The 25,037-nt window shown below is 71.6% G+C and carries 23 protein-coding genes and 1 pseudogene; 15 read left to right on the top strand and 9 right to left on the bottom strand.

Translation table 11 applies throughout. The features are described 5' to 3' along the window. The first annotated feature begins 66 nt into the window (after positions 1–66). Positions 67–2,766 (top strand): DNA polymerase I, encoded by a 2,700-nt coding sequence (polA, locus tag ACNTMW_RS04470; protein WP_426632049.1) that lies wholly within the window; start codon positions 67–69, stop codon positions 2,764–2,766. Between the two features lie 108 nt (positions 2,767–2,874). Here the strand turns inward: polA and ACNTMW_RS04465 are convergent, their stop codons facing one another. After that, entirely contained in the window at positions 2,875–3,456 is a 582-nt protein-coding gene (locus tag ACNTMW_RS04465) for a Uma2 family endonuclease (protein ID WP_426632048.1), read from the bottom strand. Positions 3,457–3,496: 40 nt separating this feature from the next. Then, positions 3,497–4,300 carry a class I SAM-dependent methyltransferase gene (locus ACNTMW_RS04460; RefSeq protein WP_426632047.1) on the bottom strand — a complete coding sequence of 268 codons (804 nt, stop codon included), beginning with the start codon at positions 4,298–4,300 and terminating at the stop codon, positions 3,497–3,499. Positions 4,301–4,563: 263 nt separating this feature from the next. Here ACNTMW_RS04460 and rpsA point away from each other — a divergent pair, with 263 nt between their 5' ends. The 9 genes and pseudogenes from rpsA to ACNTMW_RS04415 all read left to right on the top strand — a co-directional run bounded on the left by rpsA (position 4,564) and on the right by ACNTMW_RS04415 (position 13,505). After that, positions 4,564–6,069 (top strand): 30S ribosomal protein S1, encoded by a 1,506-nt coding sequence (gene rpsA / locus ACNTMW_RS04455; protein WP_426632046.1) that lies wholly within the window; start codon positions 4,564–4,566, stop codon positions 6,067–6,069. Positions 6,070–6,222: 153 nt separating this feature from the next. Continuing rightward, positions 6,223–6,804: pseudogene (gene coaE / locus ACNTMW_RS04450) on the top strand (dephospho-CoA kinase); the annotation flags it as partial. A gap of 125 nt (positions 6,805–6,929) precedes the next feature. Continuing rightward, positions 6,930–7,829 carry an ABC transporter ATP-binding protein gene (locus tag ACNTMW_RS04445; protein ID WP_426632045.1) on the top strand — a complete coding sequence of 300 codons (900 nt, stop codon included), beginning with the start codon at positions 6,930–6,932 and terminating at the stop codon, positions 7,827–7,829. 17 nt (positions 7,830–7,846) lie between these two features. Then, on the top strand, positions 7,847–8,542 hold the full coding sequence (locus ACNTMW_RS04440) for an ABC transporter permease (protein ID WP_426632145.1): 696 nt from the start codon (positions 7,847–7,849) through the stop codon (positions 8,540–8,542). Positions 8,543–8,547: 5 nt separating this feature from the next. Then, positions 8,548–9,561 (top strand): sensor histidine kinase, encoded by a 1,014-nt coding sequence (locus ACNTMW_RS04435; protein WP_426632044.1) that lies wholly within the window; start codon positions 8,548–8,550, stop codon positions 9,559–9,561. Then, positions 9,558–9,686 (top strand): hypothetical protein, encoded by a 129-nt coding sequence (locus ACNTMW_RS04430; RefSeq protein ID WP_426632043.1) that lies wholly within the window; start codon positions 9,558–9,560, stop codon positions 9,684–9,686. The genes ACNTMW_RS04435 and ACNTMW_RS04430 overlap by 4 nt, the downstream gene beginning before the upstream one ends. Next, the gene (locus ACNTMW_RS04425; protein ID WP_426632042.1) at positions 9,683–10,288 is read left to right on the top strand and encodes a response regulator; all 606 of its coding nucleotides are present in this window, start codon (positions 9,683–9,685) and stop codon (positions 10,286–10,288) included. The genes ACNTMW_RS04430 and ACNTMW_RS04425 overlap by 4 nt, the downstream gene beginning before the upstream one ends. Before the next feature lie 455 nt (positions 10,289–10,743). Further along, positions 10,744–12,843, top strand: coding sequence for an excinuclease ABC subunit UvrB (gene uvrB / locus ACNTMW_RS04420; RefSeq protein WP_426632041.1), 2,100 nt, complete (start codon positions 10,744–10,746; stop codon positions 12,841–12,843). Between the two features lie 44 nt (positions 12,844–12,887). Further along, a complete protein-coding gene (locus tag ACNTMW_RS04415) occupies positions 12,888–13,505 on the top strand; it encodes an O-methyltransferase (protein WP_426632040.1) in 618 nt (205 codons plus the stop codon). Here ACNTMW_RS04415 and ACNTMW_RS04410 read toward each other — a convergent pair whose 3' ends face one another. Then, a complete protein-coding gene (locus ACNTMW_RS04410) occupies positions 13,506–13,799 on the bottom strand; it encodes an antibiotic biosynthesis monooxygenase family protein (protein ID WP_426632039.1) in 294 nt (97 codons plus the stop codon). A gap of 456 nt (positions 13,800–14,255) precedes the next feature. On the opposite strand from ACNTMW_RS04410, the gene ACNTMW_RS04405 reads away from it, so the two are divergent. The 3 genes from ACNTMW_RS04405 to mptB all read left to right on the top strand — a co-directional run bounded on the left by ACNTMW_RS04405 (position 14,256) and on the right by mptB (position 18,204). Next, positions 14,256–15,308, top strand: a complete 1,053-nt coding sequence (locus ACNTMW_RS04405) for a TerC family protein (RefSeq protein ID WP_426632038.1) — start codon at positions 14,256–14,258, stop codon at positions 15,306–15,308. 92 nt (positions 15,309–15,400) lie between these two features. Further along, on the top strand, positions 15,401–16,489 hold the full coding sequence (locus ACNTMW_RS04400) for a terpene synthase family protein (protein WP_426632037.1): 1,089 nt from the start codon (positions 15,401–15,403) through the stop codon (positions 16,487–16,489). Between the two features lie 56 nt (positions 16,490–16,545). After that, complete coding sequence (gene mptB, locus ACNTMW_RS04395) at positions 16,546–18,204, top strand: polyprenol phosphomannose-dependent alpha 1,6 mannosyltransferase MptB (protein ID WP_426632036.1); 1,659 nt, start codon at positions 16,546–16,548, stop codon at positions 18,202–18,204. A gap of 73 nt (positions 18,205–18,277) precedes the next feature. Here the strand turns inward: mptB and typA are convergent, their stop codons facing one another. From typA to ACNTMW_RS04375, 4 genes are all read right to left on the bottom strand, one after another. Next, positions 18,278–20,140 carry a translational GTPase TypA gene (gene typA / locus ACNTMW_RS04390; protein ID WP_426632035.1) on the bottom strand — a complete coding sequence of 621 codons (1,863 nt, stop codon included), beginning with the start codon at positions 20,138–20,140 and terminating at the stop codon, positions 18,278–18,280. 253 nt (positions 20,141–20,393) lie between these two features. Further along, positions 20,394–20,678, bottom strand: a complete 285-nt coding sequence (locus ACNTMW_RS04385) for a DUF4235 domain-containing protein (protein WP_426632034.1) — start codon at positions 20,676–20,678, stop codon at positions 20,394–20,396. A gap of 19 nt (positions 20,679–20,697) precedes the next feature. Continuing rightward, the gene (locus tag ACNTMW_RS04380; RefSeq protein WP_426632033.1) at positions 20,698–21,192 is read right to left on the bottom strand and encodes a DUF3618 domain-containing protein; all 495 of its coding nucleotides are present in this window, start codon (positions 21,190–21,192) and stop codon (positions 20,698–20,700) included. Beyond that, positions 21,189–21,626, bottom strand: a complete 438-nt coding sequence (locus ACNTMW_RS04375; protein WP_426632032.1) for a phage holin family protein — start codon at positions 21,624–21,626, stop codon at positions 21,189–21,191. Before ACNTMW_RS04375 ends, ACNTMW_RS04380 begins: the two co-directional genes overlap by 4 nt. 238 nt (positions 21,627–21,864) lie before the next feature. On the opposite strand from ACNTMW_RS04375, the gene ACNTMW_RS04370 reads away from it, so the two are divergent. Then, positions 21,865–22,110, top strand: coding sequence for a DUF6158 family protein (locus tag ACNTMW_RS04370; RefSeq protein ID WP_426632031.1), 246 nt, complete (start codon positions 21,865–21,867; stop codon positions 22,108–22,110). 165 nt (positions 22,111–22,275) lie between these two features. Here ACNTMW_RS04370 and ACNTMW_RS04365 read toward each other — a convergent pair whose 3' ends face one another. Then, a complete protein-coding gene (locus ACNTMW_RS04365) occupies positions 22,276–23,700 on the bottom strand; it encodes an aldehyde dehydrogenase family protein (protein WP_426632029.1) in 1,425 nt (474 codons plus the stop codon). A gap of 331 nt (positions 23,701–24,031) precedes the next feature. Here ACNTMW_RS04365 and ACNTMW_RS04360 point away from each other — a divergent pair, with 331 nt between their 5' ends. After that, entirely contained in the window at positions 24,032–24,544 is a 513-nt protein-coding gene (locus ACNTMW_RS04360) for a DUF3761 domain-containing protein (protein ID WP_426632028.1), read from the top strand. A 15-nt stretch (positions 24,545–24,559) separates the two neighbouring features. On the opposite strand, the gene ACNTMW_RS04355 is transcribed toward ACNTMW_RS04360, so the two are convergent. Then, a complete protein-coding gene (locus tag ACNTMW_RS04355) occupies positions 24,560–24,913 on the bottom strand; it encodes an ankyrin repeat domain-containing protein (RefSeq protein WP_426632144.1) in 354 nt (117 codons plus the stop codon). Positions 24,914–25,037 lie beyond the last annotated feature (124 nt).

Genomic DNA, 25,037 nt, shown 5'->3' with positions numbered 1-25,037 from the left:
ATCGGATCGCCGGAAGTCCGTGCCGATCTCAGACCCTGTCGGGGGTGCCGACTAGAGTCGCAGGGCGTGACACCTACGTCGGCTGACTCCACTCCGCGGCTGCTCCTACTGGACGGCCACTCCCTGGCATACCGGGCGTTCTACGCCCTGCCGGTGGAGAACTTCGCGACCAAGACCGGTCAGACGACCAACGCGGTGTTCGGGTTCACCTCGATGCTGATCAACATGTTGCGCGACGAGAAGCCGACCCACATCGCGGTCGCCTTCGACGTCTCCCGGCAGTCGTTCCGCACCGAGCAGTACGCCGACTACAAGGCCGGTCGCGCCAAGACCCCGGATGTCTTCACCGCGCAGGTGAGCCTGATCCGCGAGGTCCTCGACGTGTTGGGCATCCGGTACGTGGAGAAGCCCGGCTACGAGGCGGACGACGTGATCGCGACCCTGGCCCGCCGGGGCCGCGACGCCGGCATGCAGGTCGGCGTCGTCACCGGGGACCGGGACGCGTTCCAGCTCGTCGACGACACGATCACCGTCCTGTACCTCAAGCGCGGCGTCTCCGAGATGGACCGGATGACCGCCGAGAAGGTGCGCGAGAAGTACGGGGTGGGCCCCGAGTGCTACCGCGACCTCGCCGCGATCGTCGGCGAGACCAGCGACAACCTGATCGGCGTGCCGGGGGTGGGTCCCAAGACCGCCACGAAGTGGATCGGGCAGTACGGCAACCTCGACGGCATCGTCGAGCACGTCGACCAGATCAAGGGCAAGGCCGGCGAGAACATGCGCGCCCACCTCGCCGACGTGCTGCGCAACTATGAGCTCAACCGGCTCGTCGACGACCTGGAGCTGCCGGTCGCGCCCGACGACCTGCAGTGGCGCGGGTGGGACCGGGAGGCCGTGCACCGGCTGTTCGACACGCTGGAGTTCCGGATCCTGCGCGACCGGCTCTACCAGTACCTGGAGGCGGTCGAGCCGGAGGCGGAGGCCGGCTTCGACCTGGCCGGCACGGTGCTCGCGCCGGGTTCGGTGAAGGCCTGGCTGGACGAGCACGCCGGTGTCGGCGTCCGGATCGGCGTCGCGGTCACCGGGAAGTTCGGCCGGGGCACCGGCGAGCTGACCGGGGTGGCCCTGGCGACCGCCGACGGCCCGGCCGCCTGGTTCGACCCGATCGCGCTCGACGCCGACGACGAGCCGGCGGTGGCGCTGTGGCTGGCCGACCCGGAGCGACCGAAGGTGCTGCACGACGTCAAGCCTGTGATGCTGGCGGCCGCCGCGCGCGGCTGGGAACTGAGCGGAGTCACCACCGACACCCGGCTGGCGGCCTACCTCGCCATGCCCGACCAGCGCTCCTACGACCTGACCGACCTGGCGCTGCGCTACCTGCAGCGCGAGCTGCGGGTGGAGCAGCCCGACGACGGCCAGCTCACCCTCGACGGTATCGGTGACGACGACGAGGCGGAGCGCGCCCTCATGCTGCAGGCGCGCGCCACCCTCGACCTGGCCGACGCGGTCGCCGCCGATCCGAGACGGGGCGGCGAGCACAACCAGCGCCTCCTCGCCGAGGTCGAGCTGCCGCTGTCGGACATCCTGGCCCGCATGGAGCAGGCCGGCATCGCCGCCGACACGCACTACCTGTCGGAGCTGGAGTCGCACTTCGCCGCCGAGGTCAAGGCGGCGGCACAGGCCGCGTACGAGGTGGTCGGCCGGGAGTTCAACCTCGGTTCGCCCAAGCAGCTGCAGGAGATCCTGTTCAACGAGCTGGGCCTGCCGAAGACGAAGAAGATCAAGACCGGGTACACGACGGACGCCGACTCGCTGCAGTGGCTGTACGCGCAGACCCAGCACCCGGTGCTGGAACACCTGCTGCGTCACCGGGACTTCGCCAAGCTGAAGTCGACCGTCGACGGGCTGCTCAAGTCGGTCAGCGACGACGGGCGGATCCACACCACGTTCAACCAGACGGTCGCGGCGACCGGCCGGCTGTCGAGCACCGACCCCAACCTGCAGAACATCCCGATCCGCACCCAGGAGGGGCGGCGGATCCGGCGAGCCTTCGTGGTCGGGCCCGACTTCGAGACCCTGTTGTCGGCCGACTACAGCCAGATCGAGATGCGGATCATGGCGCACCTGTCCAAGGACCGGGCGCTCATCGACGCGTTCCACTCGGGCTTCGACTTCCACGCCGCCACCGCGTCGTCGGTGTTCGCGGTGCCGGTCGACCAGGTCACCCCCGACCAGCGCCGCAAGATCAAGGCGATGAACTACGGCCTGGCGTACGGACTGTCGCCCTACGGCCTGTCCCAGCAGCTCGGCGTCACACCGGCCGAGGCGCAGGTGCTCATGGACGAGTACTTCGAGCGGTTCGGTGGGGTGCGCGACTACCTGCACGCCGTCGTCGATCAGGCTCGCCGCGACGGGTACACCGAGACCGTGCTCGGCCGTCGGCGGTACCTGCCCGACCTCAACAGCGACAACCGGCAGCGGCGGGAGATGGCCGAGCGGATGGCCCTCAACGCCCCGATCCAGGGATCGGCCGCCGACATCATCAAGATCGCGATGCTGCGTGTCGACGCCGCGTTGCGCACGTCGGGGCTGCGGTCGCGGATGCTGCTCCAGGTGCACGACGAACTCGTGTTCGAGGTGGCACCCGGTGAGCGGGAGGCGTTGGTGGAGCTGGTCCGCACCCAGATGGGCGCCGCGTACCCGCTCGACGTGCCGCTGGAGGTGTCGGTCGGTGCCGGGCGCGACTGGCAGGAGGCCGAGCACTGAGCCCTGCTGAGGACCGGGAGCCGTGCTGAGGACCGGGAGCCGTGCTGAGCGCCGGGCGGGCCAAGCCTGCCGGCGCTCGGCGGCCTCCGCTGGCCGCCGCGCGCCGTCCTACGGGGTGATCTGGCGGATCGGCAGCCGGATCGGGAACGGTTCGTCGAGGACGAGTTCCTCGGCGCTGTCGGCCAGCTCCACGTAGGTGCCGTTCTTGAGCGTGTACGCGTAGACCCGGACCGGGTCCTGCTCCACCCGCCAGAAGTACGGGATGCCCGCTCCGGCGTACACGGCCGGCTTCTCCATCCGGTCCCGCCGCCGGGTCCCCGGCGAGACGATCTCCACCACGATCGTCACGTCCTCCGGCATGAGGAAGTGCCGGTCCAGGCCGACGTCCGCGCGGTGCAGCAGGACGTCCGCCTCGCAGGTGTTGTTCGCGCCCGTCGCGACGCCGAGCGCGATGTTGGCGGTGAGGTGGTCCGGGCAGTTGGTGCGCAGCCAGCCACACAGGAGAAAACCGATGCTCTGGTGGGCAATGGTGGGGGACGGGACCGCGCGCATCACTCCGTCGACCAGTTCGACCCGGGGGGCGTCGTCCGGGACGGCGAGCACGTCCTCGATGGTGAAGTCGGCCAGGCGCTGCCGGACCGGGTCCGGGGACCACGGCGGTGCGCCCGGGGCGATCGGCTCTGCGGTCACGGTGTTCAGGCTACCGTCGGATCGGCCCGGGGGAGGGGCCCTAGCCGGCCGGCTTCTCGGCCACGAAGATCGCGGTACCGGGGAAGATCCGGCCGCGCAGCGGGCTCCACTGGCCCCAGATCTGCTCGTGGCCGTCGGGCCACTCCGGCTCGACCAGGTCGGTCAGCGTGAACCCGGCGGCGACCAGTTCCCGGATCCGATCGCCCAGGGTCCGGTGATGTTCGACATAGGTGGCCGTGTCGGACTCGTCGTACTCCACGTACGGGGTGCGGTTGAAGTACGAGTGCACGGCGACCAGGCCGCCCTCGCCCGGATCGTCGAGGAAGATCCAGCGCATCGGGTGGGTGACCGAGAACACCCAGCGCCCGCCGGCGCGGAGCACCCGGTACACCTCGCGCATGAGCCGTGCCGAATCGTCGACGAACGGTACCGCTCCAAAAGCGGTGCACACCGTATCAAAAGACTCAGAATCGAAGGGCAGGGCGAGTGCGTCGCACTGCACGAGCGGTACCCGTACGCCGGACCGGTCCGCCGCCTCGCGGGCGTGCCGCAGCATGCCGGCGGACAGGTCGGCGGCCACCACCCGGGCGCCCCGGGTGGCCAACCACCGGGCGCACGCCGCCGCGCCGCAGCCGATCTCCAGCACCCGCCGGCCGGCGACGTCGCCCAGAAGGTGGGCGTCCGCCTCGCGCAGTCCCTCGGGGCACCAGACGAAGTCGACATCGCCCAGAAATTCACCATGTTCGGTCTGGTATGCGTCCGCATCAGCGTCCCACCAGCCACGACTTGCCCTACGATTCTCCCCGGCGGTCACTGGCCGCCGGGTCACACCCGGTTCACCCACGAGCGACACGGTACGTGCCCGCGAGCCCCGCAAAAGAATCAAGCAGTTTTTGGTGACGGGTGCGGGGGACCGTTGGACCGTGTGGTATTGCGCACGGTAGGCTGTTCGATGCACTCGTGGGCCGCGTGTCTCGGCAGGGAGCAGGCCCGCTGGTCGTCAACACAGCCCGCCTCCACATGGACGGCGGGGTGTGTCCCGCGACGGGTCCTCGAGCGCACCGCAGGTCACCGCCTGACACCCATCCGACCGGAGCAACAACCCACATGACGAGCAGCATCGAGGCCACCTCGAGCGCACCCGCCGCGATCAACGCCACCAGCGGCACCAAGGTCACCGTCGACGACCTCGGCACCGAGGAGGCTTTCCTCGCCGCGATCGACGAGACCATCAAGTACTTCAACGACGGCGACATTGTCGAGGGCACCGTCGTCAAGGTCGACCGGGACGAAGTCCTGCTCGACATCGGCTACAAGACCGAGGGCGTCATCCCCTCGCGTGAGTTGTCGATCAAGCACGACGTCGACCCCGCTGAAGTTGTCTCGGTCGGTGACCACATCGAGGCCCTTGTCCTTCAGAAGGAGGACAAGGAGGGCCGCCTGATCCTCTCGAAGAAGCGGGCGCAGTACGAGCGCGCGTGGGGCACGATCGAGAAGATCAAGGAAGAGGACGGCGTCGTCCGCGGCTCCGTCATCGAGGTGGTCAAGGGCGGCCTCATCCTCGACATCGGGCTGCGCGGCTTCCTGCCCGCCTCCCTCGTCGAGATGCGGCGGGTCCGCGACCTGCAGCCGTATGTGGGGCGCGAGCTCGAGGCCAAGATCATTGAGCTGGACAAGAACCGCAACAACGTGGTCCTGTCCCGTCGGGCCTACCTCGAGCAGACCCAGTCCGAGGTGCGCACCGAGTTCCTGCACAAGCTGCAGAAGGGGCAGGTCCGCAAGGGCGTCGTCTCCTCGATCGTCAACTTCGGCGCGTTCGTGGACCTCGGCGGCGTCGACGGCCTGGTCCACGTGTCCGAGCTGTCCTGGAAGCACATCGACCACCCGTCCGAGGTCGTCGAGGTCGGCCAGGAGGTCGAGGTCGAGGTCCTGGACGTCGACCTGGACCGCGAGCGGGTCTCGCTGTCGCTGAAGGCGACCCAGGAGGACCCGTGGCGGCAGTTCGCCCGCACCCACGCGATCCAGCAGATCGTCCCGGGTAAGGTCACCAAGCTCGTGCCGTTCGGTGCGTTCGTGCGCGTCGACGACGGCATCGAGGGCCTGGTGCACATCTCCGAGCTGGCCGAGCGTCACGTGGAGATCCCGGAGCAGGTCGTGCAGGTCGGCTCCGAGGTCATGGTCAAGGTCATCGACATCGACCTCGAGCGTCGGCGGATCTCGCTGTCGCTGAAGCAGGCCAACGAGGGTTTCGTCGAGGGTGAGGAGCACTTCGACCCGACCCTGTACGGCATGGCCGCCACCTACGACCAGCAGGGCAACTACATCTACCCCGAGGGCTTCGACCCGGAGACGGGCGAGTGGCTCGAGGGCTTCGATCAGCAGCGCGAGGAGTGGGAGCGGCAGTACGCCGAGGCCCGCGCTCGCTGGGAGGCGCACACCAAGCAGGTGCAGACGGCCCGCGCGGCCGAGGCGTCTGCGGAGGCGGCTCCCGCCGGCCCGGCCTCCTCGTCGACCCCGACGCCCGCTCGGACCACCGAGGAGCCCAGCGGCACCCTCGCGACCGACGAGGCGCTCGCGGCTCTGCGCGAGAAGCTCGCCGGGGGCAAGAGCTGACCATCAGTCGCTGACCGCGGCTGACAGTCACGTCGGCGGCCCCGGACCGGATTCCACCCGGTCCGGGGCCGCTTCGCGTTCCGGCGACCGCCGGGTGCGCGAACGGCGCCGTGCCCCCGTACCTCCGGAAGACCATCCCGTACGCTCGGTCGCGTGCTGATGGTGGGATTGACCGGCGGGATCGGCGCGGGCAAGAGCGCGGTCGCCAGCCGGCTGGCCGAGCTGGGCGCGGTCGTCATCGACGCCGACCGGCTCGCCCGGGAGGCGGTGGCCGCGGGCTCTTCCGGGCTGGCCGAGGTCGTGGCCGCCTTCGGGCCGGAGGTTCTGACCGTGGACGGCGAGATGGACCGCGCGGCCGTCGCGAGCCGGGTGTTCGACGATGACGAGGCGCGCCGCCGGCTGGAAGGGATCATCCATCCACGGGTACGCGCGCGGACCGCGGAGCTGATCGCCGCGGCGCCGCCGGACGCGGTCGTGGTCAACGACGTCCCGCTGCTCGTCGAGGCCGGGCTGGCGGCGGCGTACGAGGTCGTCCTCGTCGTCCTCGCCGACGAGCAGACCCGGGTCGCCCGGCTGACGGCCGACCGGGGGATGACCCGGGAGGAGGCGACGGCCCGCATCCGCGCCCAGGCCGACGACGACCAGCGCCGAGCGGTCGCGGATGTGATCATCGTCAACGACGGCACGCTCGACGATCTGCGGGCCCAGGTCGACAAGGTGTGGCGGGAGCGCCTCGCGATCACCTGACCGCCCGTACGGCGGTGCCGTGGCACCCGACGGCCGCGACATGACAGTTGTCATGCGGAGGTCACGATCGGTGGCACTACGGCGTGACGGCCGCAGCCGGAATCGTATCGGCCATGACCGAAACCCCATTCGCCATCGAGATCCGGTCCCTGCGCCGGTACTACGGTGCCGTCCGGGCGGTGGACGGCGTGGACCTGAGCGTGCGGCGGGGCGAAGTGGTCGCCCTGCTCGGCCCGAACGGGGCCGGTAAGACCACCACGCTCAGCGCCCTGCTCGGACTGTCGACCCCCGACCGCGGACAGGTCGCGCTGTTCGGGCTCAACCCACGCGCCGCGATCGCCGCGGGTCGCGTCGGTGCCGTTCTGCAGGACGGTGCGTTACTGACCGGTGTCACGGTCAAGGAACTGCTCTCCGCGATGCGTGCGCTCCAACCGCAGCCGGCGGTGTTCGACGAGGTGGTCGAGGCCGCGGGCGTCGGCGACCTCCTCGACCGTCGGGTGGACCGCCTCTCCGGCGGTCAGGCCCAGCGGGTACGGTTCGCGCTCGCCCTCGTCGGAACCCCCGACCTGCTGGTACTCGACGAACCGACGGCCGGCCTGGACACCGCCGCCCGGCGGGCGTTCTGGACAGCCGTGCGCGGGTACGCGGCGGCCGGCCGTACCGTCCTGTTCTCCACCCACTACCTGGAGGAGGCCGACGAGGTCGCCGACCGCATCGTCCTGATCGCGGCGGGCCGGGTGGTGGCCGACGGGCCGACCACCGAGATCCGTGCCGTCGCCGCGGCCCGGCTGATCCGCGCGACGCTGCCCGACGCCGACCGCGCCGGGCTCGCCGCCCTGCCGGGCGTGACGAGCGTGGACGTGCACGGTGCGGCCGTCACGCTGCGCTCCACGGACTCGGACACGACGCTGCGTACCCTGCTGACCGCATACCCCGGCGCCCGCGACATCGAGGTGGCGGCGGCGCCGCTGGCCGACGCGGTGCTCGCCCTGACCGACGAGGCGGTTGCCTGATGCTTGCCTACTTGCGCATGGAAGTGCTGCGGACGCTGCGCAGCCGGGTCTTCCTCGGCTACACCGTCGGTTTCCCGGCCGCCTTCTACCTGCTGTTCACGACCGTCTTCGACCACACCAGCCGATCGGACTCCGCGTACGCGATGGTCTCGATGGCGCTGTACGGGGCGATCGTGGCGGCGCTGCCCGGCTTCGGCGCCCGGATCGCGCTGGAGCGCACCCGGGGCTGGACCCGCCAGCTCGCGCTGAGCCCGATGCGGCCGGCGACGTACCTGGCGATCAAGGTCCTCGCCGCGTCGATGCTGACGGTGCCGGCCGTGCTCGCCGTCATGCTGCTCGGCCGCGTCGTCAACCACGTTTCGCTGTCGGTGACCACCTGGATCGGCCTGCTGGTGGCGGTGTGGGCGGCGTCGCTGCCGTTCGTCGCCCTCGGCATCGTGGTCGGTTACACCTTCCGCGACGAGGCGGCCCAGGGTGTGTCGATGGTGCTGCTGTTCGGCCTGTCGATCGTGGGCGGACTGTGGATGCCGGTGAAGGCCTTCCCGCACTGGCTGGCCCGGATCGCCGAGGTCACGCCGACGTACCGGGCCGGTGAGCTGGGATGGTCCGTGCTCGGCGCGACCCACGTGTCCGGTACCGGTCTGGCGATCCTGGGCGGCTGGACGGTGCTGTTCGCGGTGCTGGCGGGCTGGCGTTTCCGTCGGGCATCCTGACCGGCATGGTCGCGGTCGACACCGTCACGGCGCATCGCTGGGGGCCCAGGCAGTGGCTGCGGGTGCGGCTGTACACCATCTCGTTCCTGGCGTACCTGGGGTACCCGATGATGTCGCTGCTGACGGGCCACCGCCCGGTCGGCACGGTCGTCCTCGGTGTCGTCGGTCTGGTCGGGTTCGCCGCCTGCTACGTCCGGGTGATGTGGCAGGCGGTGCCGGCCCGCCACCGCAACCGCACCCCGTACGCGCTGGTCGCCGCGTTCGTCGTCGGCGCCGGGCTGGCCGCCGTGATCGGCTTCGACTGGCTGACCGCCATGGCGTTCTACGGTGTCTCGATGCTGCTGGTCAGCCTGGCGCAGCGGCGGTGGTGGCTCAGCCTGGGCGGGGTCGCGCTGGCCTATCTGGTCACCGGCCTGGCGGTCGGGGCCGACGCCGAGGGGGTGGCCACCATGGCGGTCTCGGTCGTCACGATCGGCTCCCTGCAGGCGGCGTTCTACCGGCAGATCGACTACTCCATCCAGCTCGGGGAGGCCCGTGCCGAGCTGGCCCGGCTCGCGGTCACCGAGGAACGGCTGCGGATCTCCCGCGACCTGCACGACGTGCTCGGCCAGCGGCTGGCGGCGGTGGCGCTGAAGTCCGAGCTGGCCGCCCGGCTGCTGCCTGAGCACCCGGACCGGGCGGAGGCGGAGATGATCGAGGTGGGCAAGGTCGCCCGGGAGGCGCTCGACGAGGTGCGGGCCACCGTGTCCGGGTACCGGGACGTGTCGCTGGCCGGCGAGGTGCGTACGGCCGCCGCGCTGCTCGGTGCCGCCGGTGTGCGGGCGACCATGAGCGGGGTACCGGTGGGGCTGCCGCACCCGGTCGAGGACGTGGTGTCGTGGGTGGTCCGGGAGGCAACGACCAACGTGGTCCGGCACGCCCGGCGGCCCGGTGCCGCATCTCGGTCGGCCGGGACGCGGGTGCCGTCGTGGTCGAGGTCGGTGACGACGGGGTGGCGGCGGCCGAGGACCGGCCGGTGACGGCGGGCAACGGGCTGTCGGGCCTGGCCGAGCGGGTCACCGCGGCGGGTGGCAGCCTGTCCACCGGCGCGGTGAACGGCTGGTTCACGGTACGCGCGACGATCCCGACGGGAGGTGCCGCATGATCCGGATCGTGCTCGCCGACGACCAGCACCTCATCCGCGGCGCGCTCGCCGCGCTGCTCGCCCTGGAGCCGGACTTCGAGGTCGTGGCCGAGGTCGGCGACGGGGCGGAGGCGGTGGCGGCCGTCGTCGCGCACCGGCCCGACGTGGCACTGCTCGACATCGAGATGCCCCGCCTCGACGGCATCGACGCCACCGCCGAGATCTGCCGGCGGGTGCCCGGCGTACGGGTACTGATCCTGACCACGTTCGGCCGGCCCGGATACCTGCGACGGGCGATGGACGCGGGTGCCCGGGGCTTCGTGGTCAAGGACGCCCCCGTCGACCGGCTGGCGACCGCGGTACGGGACGTGCACGGAGGCCGTACCGTGGTCGACCCCGACCTGGCCGTCGCGTCCCTGTCGAGCGGCCCGTCGCCGCTGACCGAGCGGGAACGGGAGGTGCTGTGCGCCGGTGCCGACGGCGCGACCGTCGCGGGGATCGCCGCCCAACTGGTGCTGTCGGAGGGTACGGTGCGCAACTACCTGTCGAGCGCGATCGGCAAGACCGGTGCCCGTAACCGGGTGGAGGCCACGCGGATTGCCCGCGACCACGGCTGGTTGTGAGGGCCGGTCCCGCCGCTGGGGGAGGCCGCGATTGGTGGTGGCCTCGAGCGCGGTGGTGGCCTCGAGCGCGGTGGTTGGCGTTCGTGGTGGTTGGCGTTCGTGGTGGTGGCCTCGGGTGGGTGACGGGCTTGCGGCGCTCGCGGCGGCCGGTCAGCGCATCACGCGCGACCGCAGCGGTGCGCTCACCGGCCGGGCCGGGGCTGCAGACCGTGCGTCGGGGGACGAACCGGTATGGAGGTTCGCCGACATCCCGATCGGCCGCCGCGAGCGGCCTACCCATCGACGGTAACCCGGTGATCTCCAGCACACAATCGCATTGTCGAAACCGACCGGGTGGTTCGCGCCGGGGTGTGGGCTCACGGCCGGGATGAGCGCTCACGGCCGTGGTGTGCCGTGGCGATCGGGGGGCGTGCGCTCGCGGGGTCTTGTCATACCCGCGGGATACCGTTGACCCCATGACGGTCGACATTCCCCGCCTCGACAGGCCCTTCGAGGTCGTGAGTGAGTACCAGCCCTCCGGCGACCAACCCGCGGCGATCGACGGGCTGGAGAAGTGGGTGCGCCGGGGCGACCGTCACGTGGTGCTGCTGGGTGCCACCGGCACCGGCAAGAGTGCGACGACGGCCTGGCTGATCGAGCGGCTGCAGCGGCCGACGCTGATCCTCGCCCCGAACAAGACGCTCTGCGCCCAGTTGGCCAAGGAGTTCCGGGAGCTGATGCCGCACAACGCGGTGGAGTACTTCGTCAGCTACTACGACTACTACCAGCCCGAGGCGTACATCCCGCAGACCGACACCTACATCGAGAAGGACTCCTCGATCAACGAGGAGGTCGAGCGGCTGCGCCACTCCGCGACGATGAGCCTGTTGACCCGGCGTGACGTCGTCGTGGTCGCCACCGTGTCCGCGATCTACGGCCTGGGCACCCCGCAGGAGTACCTGGAGCGGGCGGTGAAGGTGCGCGTCGGCCAGGAGATCGAGCGCGACCAGCTGCTGCGGCGCCTTGTCGACGTGCAGTACGCCCGCAACGACATCGCCTTCAACCGCGGTACGTTCCGGGTCCGGGGCGACACGCTGGAGATCATTCCGGCGTACGAGGAGCTGGCGATCCGCATCGAGTTCTTCGGTGACGAGATCGAGCAGCTCTCCTACCTGCATCCGCTCACCGGCGACAAGCTGCGGGAGACCGACGAGCTGCTGATCTTCCCGGCCACCCACTACGCGGCCGGTCCGGAGCGCATGGAGCGGGCGATCCGCGACATCGAGTCGGAACTGGCCGAGCGGCTGGAGGAGTTGGAGCGCCAGGGCAAGCTGCTGGAGGCCCAGCGGCTGCGCATGCGCACCACGTACGACATCGAGATGATGCGCCAGGTCGGGTTCTGCTCCGGGATCGAGAACTACTCGCGGCACATCGACGGCCGAGCGCCCGGCAGCGCGCCGCACTGTCTGCTCGACTACTTCCCCGACGACTTCCTCACCGTCATCGACGAGTCGCACAACACCGTGCCCCAGATCGGCGGCATGTACGAGGGCGACGCCTCCCGCAAGCGGACCCTGGTCGAGCACGGGTTCCGGCTGCCCAGCGCGATGGACAACCGCCCGCTTCGCTTCGACGAGTTCACCGACCGGGTGGGCCAGGTGGTCTACCTGTCGGCGACCCCGGGCTCGTACGAGCTGGACAAGACCCAGGGCGAGTACGTCGAGCAGGTGATCCGGCCGACCGGTCTGGTCGACCCCGAGGTGATCGTGAAGCCCACGAAGGGCCAGATCGACGACCTCATGCACGAGATCGCCGTGCGCACCGAGCGCGACGAGCGGGTCCTGGTCACCACGCTGACCAAGAAGATGGCCGAGGACCTCACCGACTACCTGCTCGAACACGGCATCCGGGTGCGGTACCTGCACTCGGAGGTCGACACGCTGCGCCGCGTCGAGTTGCTCAAGGAGTTGCGCCGCGGTGACTACGACGTCCTGGTCGGTATCAACCTGCTGCGGGAGGGCCTGGACCTGCCCGAGGTGAGCCTGGTGGCGATCCTCGACGCCGACAAGGAGGGCTTCCTGCGCTCCGGCACGAGCCTCGTGCAGACCATCGGCCGCGCCGCGCGTAACGTGTCCGGCCAGGTGATCATGTACGCCGACAAGGTGACCCCGTCGATGGCGCACGCGATCGAGGAGACCAACCGGCGGCGCGCGAAGCAGGTCGCCTACAACGAGGCCAACGGCATCGACCCGCAGCCGCTGCGCAAGAAGATCCACGACATCCTCGACGACATCTACCGTGAGGCCGACGACGCCGAGGAGCTGGTCGGCGGAGCGGGCCGGCAGATGAGCCGGGGCAAGGCGCCGGTGCCGGAGACCCGGTCGCGCCGCAAGGCCGCGACCCCGTCCCGCGAGGGCATGGCCCGCGCCGACCTGGCCCAGCTCATCCAGGACCTCAACGATCAGATGCTGAACGCCGCCCGGGAGCTGCAGTTCGAGTTGGCCGCCCGGATCCGCGACGAGATCGGCGAGCTGAAGAAGGAACTGCGCGGCATGGACGTCGCGGGCGTGCGCTGACCGACGATACTGGCGGGCATGACCCGGATGTGCGGAACGCTGTCATGACGCTGGGTGGGACGGCCGCGTACGACGGCCGGTCCGACCTGCCGCCCCTGGTCGCCGAAGCGGTGCGGGCCGCCCGCGACAGTGGCTTCAGCCTGTCGTGCGTGCCCGCCCAGGGTGAGCTGCTGCGCCTGCTCGCCGCAGGGGTGGGTGCCGGCGTCATCGGAGAGACCGGCACCGGCTCCGGGGTCGGGCTGGCGTGGTTGACCAGCGGTGCCCACCCCGAGGCCAGACTGGTCAGTGTCGAGCGTGACCCGGAGTTGGCGGGCGGCGCCCGGGAGGTCTTCGCCGGCCAGCCCCGCGTCGACGTGGTCACCGGCGACTGGGCCGACCTGGCCCGGTACGGCCCGTTCGATCTGTTGGTACTGGACGGTGGGGGTCAGGGCAAGGGCGAGGAGCCCCCGCTGGAGCCCGAGCGGTGGCTACGACCGGGCGGGGTCCTCGTCATCGACGACTTCGCGCCGGCCGACGGGTGGCCGCCCCGCTACGACGGCGCCCCGGACGCGGCGCGCCTGCACTGGCTGCGCCACCCGCGGCTGCTCGCCACCCAGGTCCGGGTCACACCGGAGATGGCGACGGTCCTGGCCACCTATCCGGGGGCGATGGAGCCGCGGTGATCAGGCCGGCAGGTCGGTGAAGTGCTCCACCCGGGGAGCGCCGTCGAAGTACGGCCCGATCAGACCGCGCCACCGGGTGAAGCGATCGGTGGCGCGGAAGTTCTCGATGTGGGCGTCGACCGAGTCCCACTCGACGAGGAGCACGAAGCGGGTCGGCGTCTCGATGCCGCGGGTCATCCGCACCGAACGGCAGCCGGGCGTGGTCACCAGCAGTTCTTTGGCCTTCGCGTACGCCGCGGCGAACTCGTCTTCGCGGCCTTCCTGCACATCGATGAGCGCGATCTCGGTCACCATGGCGGCAAGCCTGCCATGCCCCGCGCTGCCAGCCTCCGGCGGGGCCGACGGGGGACGGCGGCCGATCGGGGTCGGTGGGGCGGGCGGGAGAGCGTGGCCGATCGGGGTCGGTGGGGCGGGCGGGAGACGGTGGCCGATCGGCTCGGTGCCGGAACGCCCGGCGTGGGTCGCGCCGCCGGCCGGGGCGGCAGCGGGCTCCGTTGATCTGATCTTCGGGGGTCGCTCGCGATGACCATGGTTCATGGGGGAGAATGGCCCCACAAGGAGGGGAGTATTCCCTCGCGGTGACGTCGTCAACACGGCTACCTCGGCCTACGGGCCGCCGGTCGCCCGGCGTCGCCGGTCGCCGACCCCTCGGCGGCGGGAGAGACCTCCGGAGTCACTAATCGCATATCGGCGCGCGCTGGTTCCCCTGCCGGCGTGCCCGGTGCGCTGTGTCTACCGGAGGACATCCACATGAACATCGCTGGCTCCGTCTGGACGATCACCCTCGTCGGGCTCGGTGCTCTGCTCCTTTTCGACCTGTTGATCGTCGGGCGGCGCCCGCACGAGCCCACCCTCCGTGAGTGCGCGTTGTGGATCGTCTTCTACGTGGGCCTGGCGGTCGCGTTCGGTCTGGGCCTGTGGGCGATGCAGGGGCCTGACTTCGCGGGGCAGTTCTTCGCCGGCTGGGTCACCGAGTACAGCCTGTCGGTCGACAATCTGTTCGTCTTTGTGATCATCATGGCCCGCTTCGCCGTGCCACGCGCCGCCCAGCAGAAGGTGCTGCTCGTCGGCATCGTGTTGGCGCTGGTGATGCGCGGCGCGTTCATCGCTGTCGGTGCCGCTGCGATCAGCCGCTTCGAGTGGGTGTTCTACCTGTTCGGCGCATTCCTGGTATACACCGCCACCAAACTCGCCACCGGCGGGGAGTCCGACGAGGACGAGTTCAAGGAGAACCCGATCATCCGGTGGAGCCGTCGGGTACTGCCCATGGTGGACCGGTACAACGACGCGCGACTGACCATGGTTGTCGGCGGTCGCCGGTTGCTCACCCCGATCCTGCTCGTGATGATCGCCATCGGTACGACGGACCTGATCTTCGCCCTCGACTCGATTCCGGCGATCTTCGGCCTGACCCAGGAGCCGTACCTGGTGTTCACCGCGAACGTGTTCGCGCTGATGGGGCTGCGGCAGCTGTACTTCCTGCTGGGCGGCCTGCTCAACCGGCTGGTGTACCTGTCGGTCGGCCTGTCGCTGGTCCTGGGCTTCATCGGGGTGAAGCTGTTCCTCGAGGCGCTGCACAACAACAACGTCCCGTTCATCAACGGGGGTAACCCGATCAGTTGGGCACCGGAGGTCTCGATCGAGCTCTCGCTCGCGGTCATCATCGGCATGCTCGCGGTCACCACGGTCGCCAGCCTGCTGAAGTCCCGGCACGTCGCCCGCCGGGCGCTCGTCGGGGCGGCGGCCACCGCCGAGCCCGTCCCGGCACCGCGCGACGAGGACCGCGACCGCGTGACGGACTGAGCGCCGAGATTCATCATTGATAACTGGCGATTGACCGGCCGGTAGTCAGATCACTACGTTGGGGACTCGACGCGGGGAGCGGAGAGGACCGGATGGCGCCGAGTGGTCACGTACCGGGTAGTCGAGTGCCGTCGCCGGCCGGTGGTGCGCCGCTGGCCGGCGACGCGCCGCCGGCCGGTGCTCCGGCCGTACCCGCACCGGCCGTCCTGTGCCCGTTCCCGCCGCGCATCTCACCGCACGCGCTCCGGCTCCAGCGGTACGCCGACGGCTGGGCCACCCGCCACGGTTTCCTGCCGACCGTCCCCGCGCGGGCGGCATTCAGCCGGGCCCGCTTCGCGTATCTGATGGCCCGCGCCTACCCCGACGCCGACTACGCCGACCTGCGCCTGGCCGTGTCCTGGCTGACGTTCACCTTTGCGCTCGACGACCAGCTGGAGACCGTCCTGGGCCGGTCCCCGGACCGGCAGCGGAACCTGGCCGAACGGCTCGTCGGGTACCTGGCCGGCGACCATGCCGCGCACGGGCTGGAAGGCCCGCTGGCCACCGCGCTGGCGGACGTGTGGGGGCGCACCCTGGCCCGTACCGGGCCGGCCTGGCGGGAGCGCTTCGTCTCCCACGTCGGGCAGTACCTGGCCGGCAACGCATGGGAGGCCGACAACCGCAGCCAGGGCCGGGTCCCGTCGGTCGCCGAGTACGTGCGGATGCGCCGGCACACCGCCGCGACGGCGATGTTCTTCGACCTCGTCGAGGCCTTCACCGATGGACGGGAGGCTTCCACCGGCCCGGGGGAGAGGGGGACCTCCGCCGGCTCCGGCGGAGCCGGCGACCGGTCCGCCACACCGGACGACCGGGCCGCCCTCGCGCCGCTGCGGCGGCACGCCGACAACGCGGTCGCCTGGTTCAACGACCTGGTCTCCTGGCCGAAGGAGGCGGCCGGTGGGGACCCGCACAACCTGGTCCTGGTCGTGCGGCACGAGCGGGACCGGTCGCTGGCCGACGCCGTCCGCGAGGTCACCGACCGCCACGACCGGGAGGTACGGGCGTTCCTCGCGGCCCGCGACGTGCTGCCGGACCGGCCGGCGGTACGCCGGGCGGCCACCGGCCTGGCGCACTGGATCCGGGCCAACGTCGACTGGTCGCACGAGACCGGCCGGTACGCCCCGGCAGATCCGCGGGGCTGAGCGGCCGGTACGCCCCGGCCGACCTTCGGCGCCGGCCGGGACCTACCCTGAGCCGGATGCCTGCGTCCCGACCCGCCGCCGAGCGGACCGCCCCGGAACCGCGCGCGTCCCCGGTTCGGGGCCGTGGTGCCGGTGTCGGCCTGCCCCGGTACGCGGGGCTGGCGGCCACCACGCTGATGGCGTCGCTGTCCTGGACCGTCGGCGCGCTGCCCTGGCAACGGCCACACCAGCTGGCGTCGTGGGCGCCGCTGCTCACCGGGCCGGTCTGGCACCGGGTGGGCCTCGGACTGTGGCCGGTCGCCGTGGCGGTGCTGGTCGCCGCCTGGTGGCGGCTGGGCCAGCGGGTACGGGACGGTCGCGTCGGTGTGGCGACGGTGCTCGCCACGGTGGCGCTGTGGGCGGCGCCACTGCTGCTCGCAGCCCCGCTGGCCAGCCACGACGCGTACTCGTATGCCTGCCAGGGCCAGGCCTACCTCGCCGGGGCCGACCCGTACCGGGTCGGGCCGGCCGCCCTGCCGTGCCGGTGGCTCGAGGCCGTGCCGCCCATCTGGCGGGCCCAGCCGGCGCCGTACGGGCCGGTCGCCGTGCTGGTCAGCGCGGTCGCCGCGAAGGGGTCACTGATCGGCGCGGTCGCCGTGCTACGGCTGGCCGCCGTGGCCGGGTTGGTCCTGCTCGCCGCCGGCCTTCCGGTACTGGCCGCCCGCTGCGGCACCGACCCGGCCGCGGCGCTCTGGCTCGGGCTGGCCAACCCCGTGGTACTGGTGCACCTGGTCGGTGGGGTACACCACGATGCGCTCCTGGCCGGCCTGGTCGTCGCGGCCCTGGCGCTCGCCGCCCGCGGCAGTCCGGTCGCCGGTGCGGCCGTGGTCGGGGTGGCCGTCGCGGTGAAGGCGACGGCGGTCGTCGTGCTGCCCTTCGTCGCCGTTCTGGCGTTCGGTGCCGGATGCCGGTGGCTGCGCTCCAGGATGGCGGGCGGGGCCGGGGCGGCCCGGTGGCAGCGCCCCGACATGGCGGGCCGGTGGCCGGGCGGGGTCGGGACGGACCGGTCGCGCTGGCTGTGCGTGGTCGCCGTGCTCGTCGCCGCCGGGGCCGGGTTCACCGTGCTGACGCTGGCCGCCGGGCTCGATCTGGGCTGGGCGGCCGCCCTGCCGACGTCGCGCCAGCCGGTGTCGTGGATGTCGCCACCCAGTGCGGTCGGTGCGGTCCTGGGCGCCGTGGCCGCCGCGCCGCTGTCGCTGGCCGGGGTGTCGGGCGCGATCCCGACCACCATCGAGGCGGTGCGGGGCGTCGCCCTGTACGCGCTGTTGCCGGTCGTGCTGGTGGTCCTCTGGTGGCGGGCCACCCGCACCACGGTCACCGCGGCGGGTGGTACTCCGGCAGGCGGTACTCCGGCCGGGGGCACCGCGGACAGCGCCACCCGGGCCGTGGTCACCGCGGCCGGGCTGGCGCTCGCCGCGACCGTCGCGCTGGCGCCGGTGGTCTACCCCTGGTACGCGGCCGCCCCGGCCGCGGTACTCGCCGCCGCGGCGACCGGGCCGATCCGGCGGTCTACCGCGGTGGTGCTGGCGGTGCTCAGCTTCGTGGTCGGATCCAGCAGCCTGAACCTGGCCATCGTCACCCGCTGGCCCGGCGCGGTCGTCGAGGTGGCCGCTCTCGTCGTACTCGCGGTCATGCTGGTACGCCGTCGCGGGCGCGGGGCCGCCGACGGGGCCTGAGGGCACCGGTGCGGACGCGCCGCGGCCGGGGCCGGCACCACCTGGGGTACCGGCACCGGCCGCGGGGGAGGCGTCAGTTCGAGTGCGCCCGGCGGCGGAAGATCCGCTCGCGCTCCTTCTGGTCGAGGTGCACCTTGCGGATCCGCACGGTCTCCGGGGTGACCTCCACGCACTCGTCCTCGCGGCAGAACTCCAGCGCCTGCTCCAGGGACAGCTTGCGCGGCGGGATCAGCTTCTCCGTCTCGTCAGCCGTGGAGGAGCGCATGTTGGTGAGCTTCTTCTCCTTGGTGATGTTGACGTCCATGTCGTCGGCGCGGGAGTTCTCCCCGACGATCATGCCCTCGTACACCTCGGTGGTCGGCTCGACGAACAGCGTGCCGCGCTCCTGCAGGTTCATCATGGCGAACGGGGTGACGACCCCGGCCCGGTCGGCGACCAGCGAACCGGACGGCCGGGTGCGCAGCTCGCCGAACCACGGCTCGTACGAGTCGAAGACGTGGTGCAGGATGCCGGTGCCCCGGGTGTCGGTGAGGAACTCGGTCCGGAAGCCGATCAGGCCGCGAGCCGGCACCAGCCACTCCATCCGGATCCAGCCGGTACCGTGGTTGATCAGCTGCTCCATGCGGCCCTTACGGGTGGCGAGCAGCTGGGTGATCGCGCCGAGGTACTCCTCGGGCGCGTCGATCGTCAACCGCTCGACCGGCTCGTGCACCTTGCCGTTGATCTCGCGGGTGACGACCTGCGGCTTGCCGACGGTCAGCTCGTAGCCTTCGCGCCGCATCTGCTCCACGAGGATGGCCAGCGCCAGCTCACCGCGACCCTGCACCTCCCAGGCGTCCGGACGCTCGGTCGGCAGGACGCGCAGCGAGACGTTACCGATCAGCTCCCGGTCGAGGCGGTCCTTGACCAGCCGGGCCGTCACCTTCGTGCCCTTGACCCGGCCGGCCAGCGGCGAGGTGTTGGTGCCGATGGTCATGGAGATGGCCGGCTCGTCGACGGTGATCCGCGGCAGCGGCTGCGGGTTCTCCGCGTCGGCGAGGGTGTCCCCGATCATGATGTCCGGGATGCCGGCGACGGCGATGATGTCGCCCGGGCCCGCCTCCTCGGCCGGCTTGCGCTCCAGCGCCTCGGTCATGAGCAGCTCGGAGATGCGTACCCGCTCGGTCGAGCCGTCCTCGCGCAGCCAGGCGACGGTCTGGCCCTTGCGGATGGTGCCTTCGTGCACCCGGCACAGTGCCAGACGCCCCAGGAACGGCGAGGCATCCAGGTTGGTCACGTGCGCCTGCAGCGGGGCGCCCTCGTGGTAGGACGGCGCCGGAATGGTGTCCAGCAGCGTCTGGAACAGCGGCTGGAGGTTGTCGGAGTCGGGCTGGCCGCCGTTGTCGGGCATGTTCAGCGAGGCGCGCCCGTCGCGGGCGCAGGCGTACACGATCGGGAAGTCGATCTGCGACTCGTCGGCGTCGAGATCGAGGAAGAGCTCGTACGTGTCGTCGACGACCTCCTTGATCCGGGCGTCGGGACGGTCGACCTTGTTGATGACCAGGATGATCGGCAGCCGCGCCTTGAGCGCCTTGCGCAGCACGAACCGGGTCTGGGGGAGAGGGCCCTCACTCGCGTCCACGAGCAGGACCACCCCGTCGACCATGGTCAGGCCGCGCTCGACCTCACCGCCGAAGTCGGCGTGGCCGGGGGTGTCGATGATGTTGATGGTGACGTCCTCGCCGTCCGGCCGGTGGTACCGGACCGCGGTGTTCTTGGCGAGGATCGTGATCCCCTTCTCCCGCTCCAGGTCCATGGAGTCCATGACCCGGTCGGCCATCTCGGCCCGGGAGTGCCATGCGCCGGACTGTCGCAGCATGGCGTCGACCAGAGTGGTCTTGCCGTGGTCGACGTGGGCGACGATCGCGACGTTGCGGAGATCGGAGCGGGTCTGCATGAGTCTGATTGTCCTGGAGGTGTGATCACCGGCGACGCCGGGGCGGAGTGCGCCGCCCGGCACCCTGGAGAGGGTGACCGGGGTCGGTTGCGGACGGCGCGATGACTGCGTAAACCGTAGCGTGTTGACGTACTGTAATCGGAACAGCATCGATCATGAGGCTATTCCGGTCGCCCTGCCGCCGGCCGAATGCGCAGGAACGGGGTGGTGCACCCCGTTCACCACCCCGTTCGGGGATCGATCGCGGACCGCCTCAGTCAGGCCATTCTCCGGTCAGCTTGCGAACACCGACCGCGCCGCCGCGGTCCACGGCGGCCCTGACGACGGCGAAGACCGCGCCCTGGATCGCGGCCGCGGTGAGCACCTCCGCCCAGGTGTGCTCCGGTGACGTGGCGTCGGGCACCTCGTCCTCCCCGGCAACGACCTTCCAGACCTGCTTGAAGACCACTCCGGCCAGCAGACCGCCCGCCACACCGAGTGCCAGGCTGAGCGGCTTGTACAGCACCTTCTTCAACGTTCCGCCTTCCGTATCCGCCACCGGGCCGGGATGCGCGTCCTCACCACGTGCCTCGGGACCACCGGTCTGCCCGTTCGGTCCATTGATCCGCAACGACCGTCCGGCTGTTCCTCCACCGCAGGAACACGACGATCAGCACGACGGCGCCGGCCGCGACGGCGTACGGCACGGGGTTGCGGCGCACCGCCTGACCGGTACGCGCGGCCAGTTCCTGGGCCCGCTCCGGCGCCTCCACCAGCCCTTCCCGCAGCCGCGCCTTCGCCTCGTCGGCGCCCTCCTGGAACCGGGCCTTGACGTCCACCTTGGCCGCCAGCGCCTGGACGGTCTCGCCCAGTTCGGCTCGGGTGTGCTCGATGTCGGCGCGGAGCTCGTCCACGTCGGCCGGCGGCCTGGCGGGCCGCGACAGTTCCGTGCGGGTCTCGGCGAGCGGTCTGCTGCTGCTCCCCGGTTCCCCGCGGCTCACCGGCGCGCTGCTGCTCCCCGGCTCGTTGCGCGACAGCGCCGCGCCGTCCGAGGCGCCCGGCGTCGTCGTCATCGGTATCCCCTCTCCTTGACCGCCTCCGTGACGGTGCCGATGTCCTCTTTGACGCTGCGCACGGTCCGCTCCGGCATCGGCGGGACGACCCGCTTCATCCGGGCCTTTCCGATCATCGCCATCGCGCCGGCGGTGGCGAGCAGGACGACCGCGACGATCAGGGTCGCCACCCAGGCGGGCATCACCAGGGCGAGCAGGAGGGCCACCGTGGCCAGGAGGGCCGCCCCGCCGTAGAGCGCCGCGACGCCGGCGGCGCCCAGCATGCCCGCGCCGATGCCGGCCTGCTTGCCCTTGACGGTGAGCTCGGCCTGTGCCAGGCGCAGCTCATCGCGCACCAGGTGCGAAATCTGCTCGGAGGCGAGCTTGACCAGCTCAGCCGTCGACCGATGGTCGACCCGCGGTACGGTGCGCTGTTCGTTGATCAGGTCCGTCATCGTCGCTCCTCTCCGGCCCTCACCGGATGTTTCCCCGTGCTGGCAGGTGCTAATCCCCGAAATGACCTCCCCAGCGGAGGGTGGTGATTGCCAGGCCCGGCCCTTTCGGTGAGACCCGGCCCCTTTCGGTGAGACCCGGCGATCACGTAGCGGCACGGAGCGGTCGTTCCCCGAATGTCAGCCGCCCCACCTGGGTATGCGTGAGGGCAGTTGCCGTGACCGGAGGACAGTGATGGATGTGACGTACCACGAGACGCCCGACGATGTGGCCCGCCCGGGACTGGGAGTCGACCCCGCGGCGTTGGACACCGACGACCTGCTGCGTGAACTGCGAAGCCTGCACGACACGCGGCACCTGACGTTCCGCCACGGCTCCGAGGACGCACTGACCAACCACGATCGGCGTACCGCCGAGCTGGAGCGGGAGTACCTGCGGCGTTTCCCCGACCGGGAGGTGGACCCGCAGCGGCTGCGGGAGGTGTGAACGCCCGACCGCGAGGGGCCGCACCCGCGCGGTCGGGTCGCCGAGGGTGTGGTCGCACCGTTCGTCGGTGCGACCACACCCTCGGCGTTCAGGGGACGGCGCCTGCGGTGTTCAGGGGACGGCGCCGCTCGGGGGCCCGGAGTACCGGGTCCTCGGCGGTGCCGGTCACCGTGGCGGGACGGCCAGGTGCACCACCTTGGTGTGGGTCATCTCGTCGAGCAGTTCCGGCCCGTACCCGTAGCCCTGGCCGCTGGCCCGGCGTGGATGCGCGGCGCCGCCGGGCGCCCCGCCGAACACGTTGTTGATCTTCACGGTGCCGACCGGCAGCTCCCGCCAGGCCCGCGTAGCGTGCGCCAGATCGGCGGTCAGTACCGACGCGGCGAGCCCGTACTCGCCCTGGGCGGCCCGCTCCAGTGCCTCGTCGAACGAGCCGACGGCCGCGACCGGGGCGACCGGACCGAACGTCTCCTCGCGCATCACCGCCATGTCGTCGGTGCAGCCGGTGAGTACGGTCGCCGGGTAGAACGCGCCGGCCCCGTCCGGTAGCTCCCCGCCGACCAGCAGCTTCGCTCCGGCGGTGACCGCCTGCTGGACGTGTCCGTGCACGTGGTCGCGCATCGCGGCGTCCACCAGCGGCCCGAGCTGGGTGTCCGGCTCCAGCCCCGGCCCGGTGCGCAGGTCCTCCGCACGGGCGACGAGTGCGGCGAGGAACGGCTCGGCGATCGCCTCGTGCACGTAGATCCGCTCCACCGCCACGCAGATCTGCCCGGCGTTGGCGAACGCGCCGAGCGCCGCCTGCGCCGCTGCCCACTCCGGATCCACCCCGGCGTCCACGATGAGCGGGTCGTTACCGCCGTTCTCCAGCAGTACCTTGGCCGCGGTACCGGCAGCGGCCCGCGCGATGGCCCGGCCGGTGGCGGTGGAACCGACGTGCGCGACAACGTCGACCGGTCGTTCGACCAGCCGCGCGCCCACCGTGCCGTCGCCGAGCAGCAGGTTCAGTACGCCCGGGGGCAGGTGCTCGGAGAGGATCCGGGCCAGCAGCCAGCCGGTGGCCGGGGTACGTTCGCTCGGCTTGTACACCACCGTGTTGCCGGTGACCAGCGCCGCGCCGATCAGGCCGCAGGACACCGCCACCGGGTCGTTCCACGGCGTGATCGCGGCGACGACGCCGCGCGGCTCGTACACCATCAGGTCGGTGGCCTCGAAACCGCCGTTGAGGGAGCGTCCCCGGTGCACCGGCCCGAGTTCGGCGTACTGGCGCAGCGTCCCGACACCGGCGTCGACCCCGCCGCGGGCGTCGCCGAGCGGCTTGCCCATCTCCAGGGTGGTCAGCCGGGCCAGGTCGGCGGCGCGGGCCGCGACGGCATCCGCCGCCCGGTGCACGACCGCGGCCCGTTCGCCGGCCGGGGTGCGCGCCCAGGCGGCAGCGGCGGCCCGCGCCGCGTCGACCGCCGCGTCCACGTCGGCGGAGGTGGCCACCGGAGCGGCGAACAGTTCCCGGCCGCTGGCCGGATCCGAGACGACGATGCGGCGCTCGGCGTCGACGGCGGTCCACTCCTGGTGAACCAGCTTTTCGATGTCGGTCATGGCGGGTACATGACCCGATTCCGCAGCCGGCAAACGCCGGCGCCCGCGGCGTGGCGAGGTCGTCGCGGGTGACGGCGCCGCCCCGGTGTCGCGGCTTCCGGTGTCCACCCGGTACGGGCCGGCTGTTGCCGGACACCGGGGCGGGCCGGGCGCTGGCGGATACCCGGGCGGGCCGGCGGCCAGCACGTTCTCGAATGATCGGGTGAGTGGCGTCACTGTCCGGTCAAAGACGCTCCACGGTGGTCCAACGCGGTCCACCCGAGAGCGGGAAGTGTCGATTCCTTCACCCTCCGTACTCTCGCTCCCCGGGAAACGGACCTGGGAGGCGCGTATGTGGAAGAAGGCGTTCGTTGTCATCGCCGCGGTCGTGACCGTGGCCGGTTGCGGGCCGGATCCGTCGGGCCCGGGCGTCGCCGTGGTATCGCCGACCGTCGTCACCACGACCTCGTCGACCATGCCGTCGGCGGCGCCGTCCACCGCGACACCGTCGCCGGTGGTGACCACGCCGACGCCGGCCGCCGCGCAGACGACGACGGAGCGATCGGCGACGAACCAGGGTGACGGGAGCGGGCCGGGCGGCGGGAGCAACGCCGGCTCGGGCAGCAACGCCGGTTCGGGCAGTGGCTCGGGGAGCGGCAGTGGCTCGGGGAGCGGCAGTGGCGGTTCCGGATCGTGCGGCCAGGACTACTACCGCAACGCCGACGGCGCGTGCGTACACCGTCCGGTCACCGCACCCGGCGTGCCGGCCGGGGCCACGGCGAAGTGCAACGACGGGACGTACAGCTTCAGCCAGAACCGCAGGGGAACCTGTTCGGGCCACGGCGGCGTGGCGGTCTGGTACTGACGCCGGCCACGATGGTCACGCCGGTTCGCGCTGGAGGAGGGTCAGCATCTCCGGAAGGTCGAAGAAGGTGGCCGTCTCGAGCGCCGACGGGTTACCGCCGGCCGGGTCGGCCCCTGCCGCCAGGAGCGTGGTGACGATCTCGCGGGACTGGCGGAACACGCCCGCGGCCAGCGCCGTCTGCCCGCGGTCGTTGGCCCGCGTGACGTCCGCGCCCCGCGCCACCAGCGCGGCGACGGTGTCGGGGTGCGCGTGGTACGCCGCGAGGATCAGCAGCGTGTCGCCCTTGTCGTTGGTCAGGTTGACCGGAAGACCGGCGTCGACCTGGGCCGCGAGCTCCTCGGTGTGTCCGGAGCGGGCCAGGTTGAACATGCGGTGGGCGAACGCGAGGGTCTCTTCGTCCAACTGCTCAGCCACGCGTTCAGCCTATGACGGTGAACCGCCGGACGGGAGGGCGAGGCGGGGCGCGGCGTCCGGGCCGTCGGGGTCGCCGGGT

It is taken from the genome of Planosporangium spinosum, assembly GCF_049999945.1.
GTDB classification, from domain to species: Bacteria; Actinomycetota; Actinomycetes; order Mycobacteriales; family Micromonosporaceae; genus Planosporangium; species Planosporangium spinosum.
Note: the sequence above shows the minus strand (reverse complement) of the source record. Positions and strands in the feature narration are given on the sequence as shown.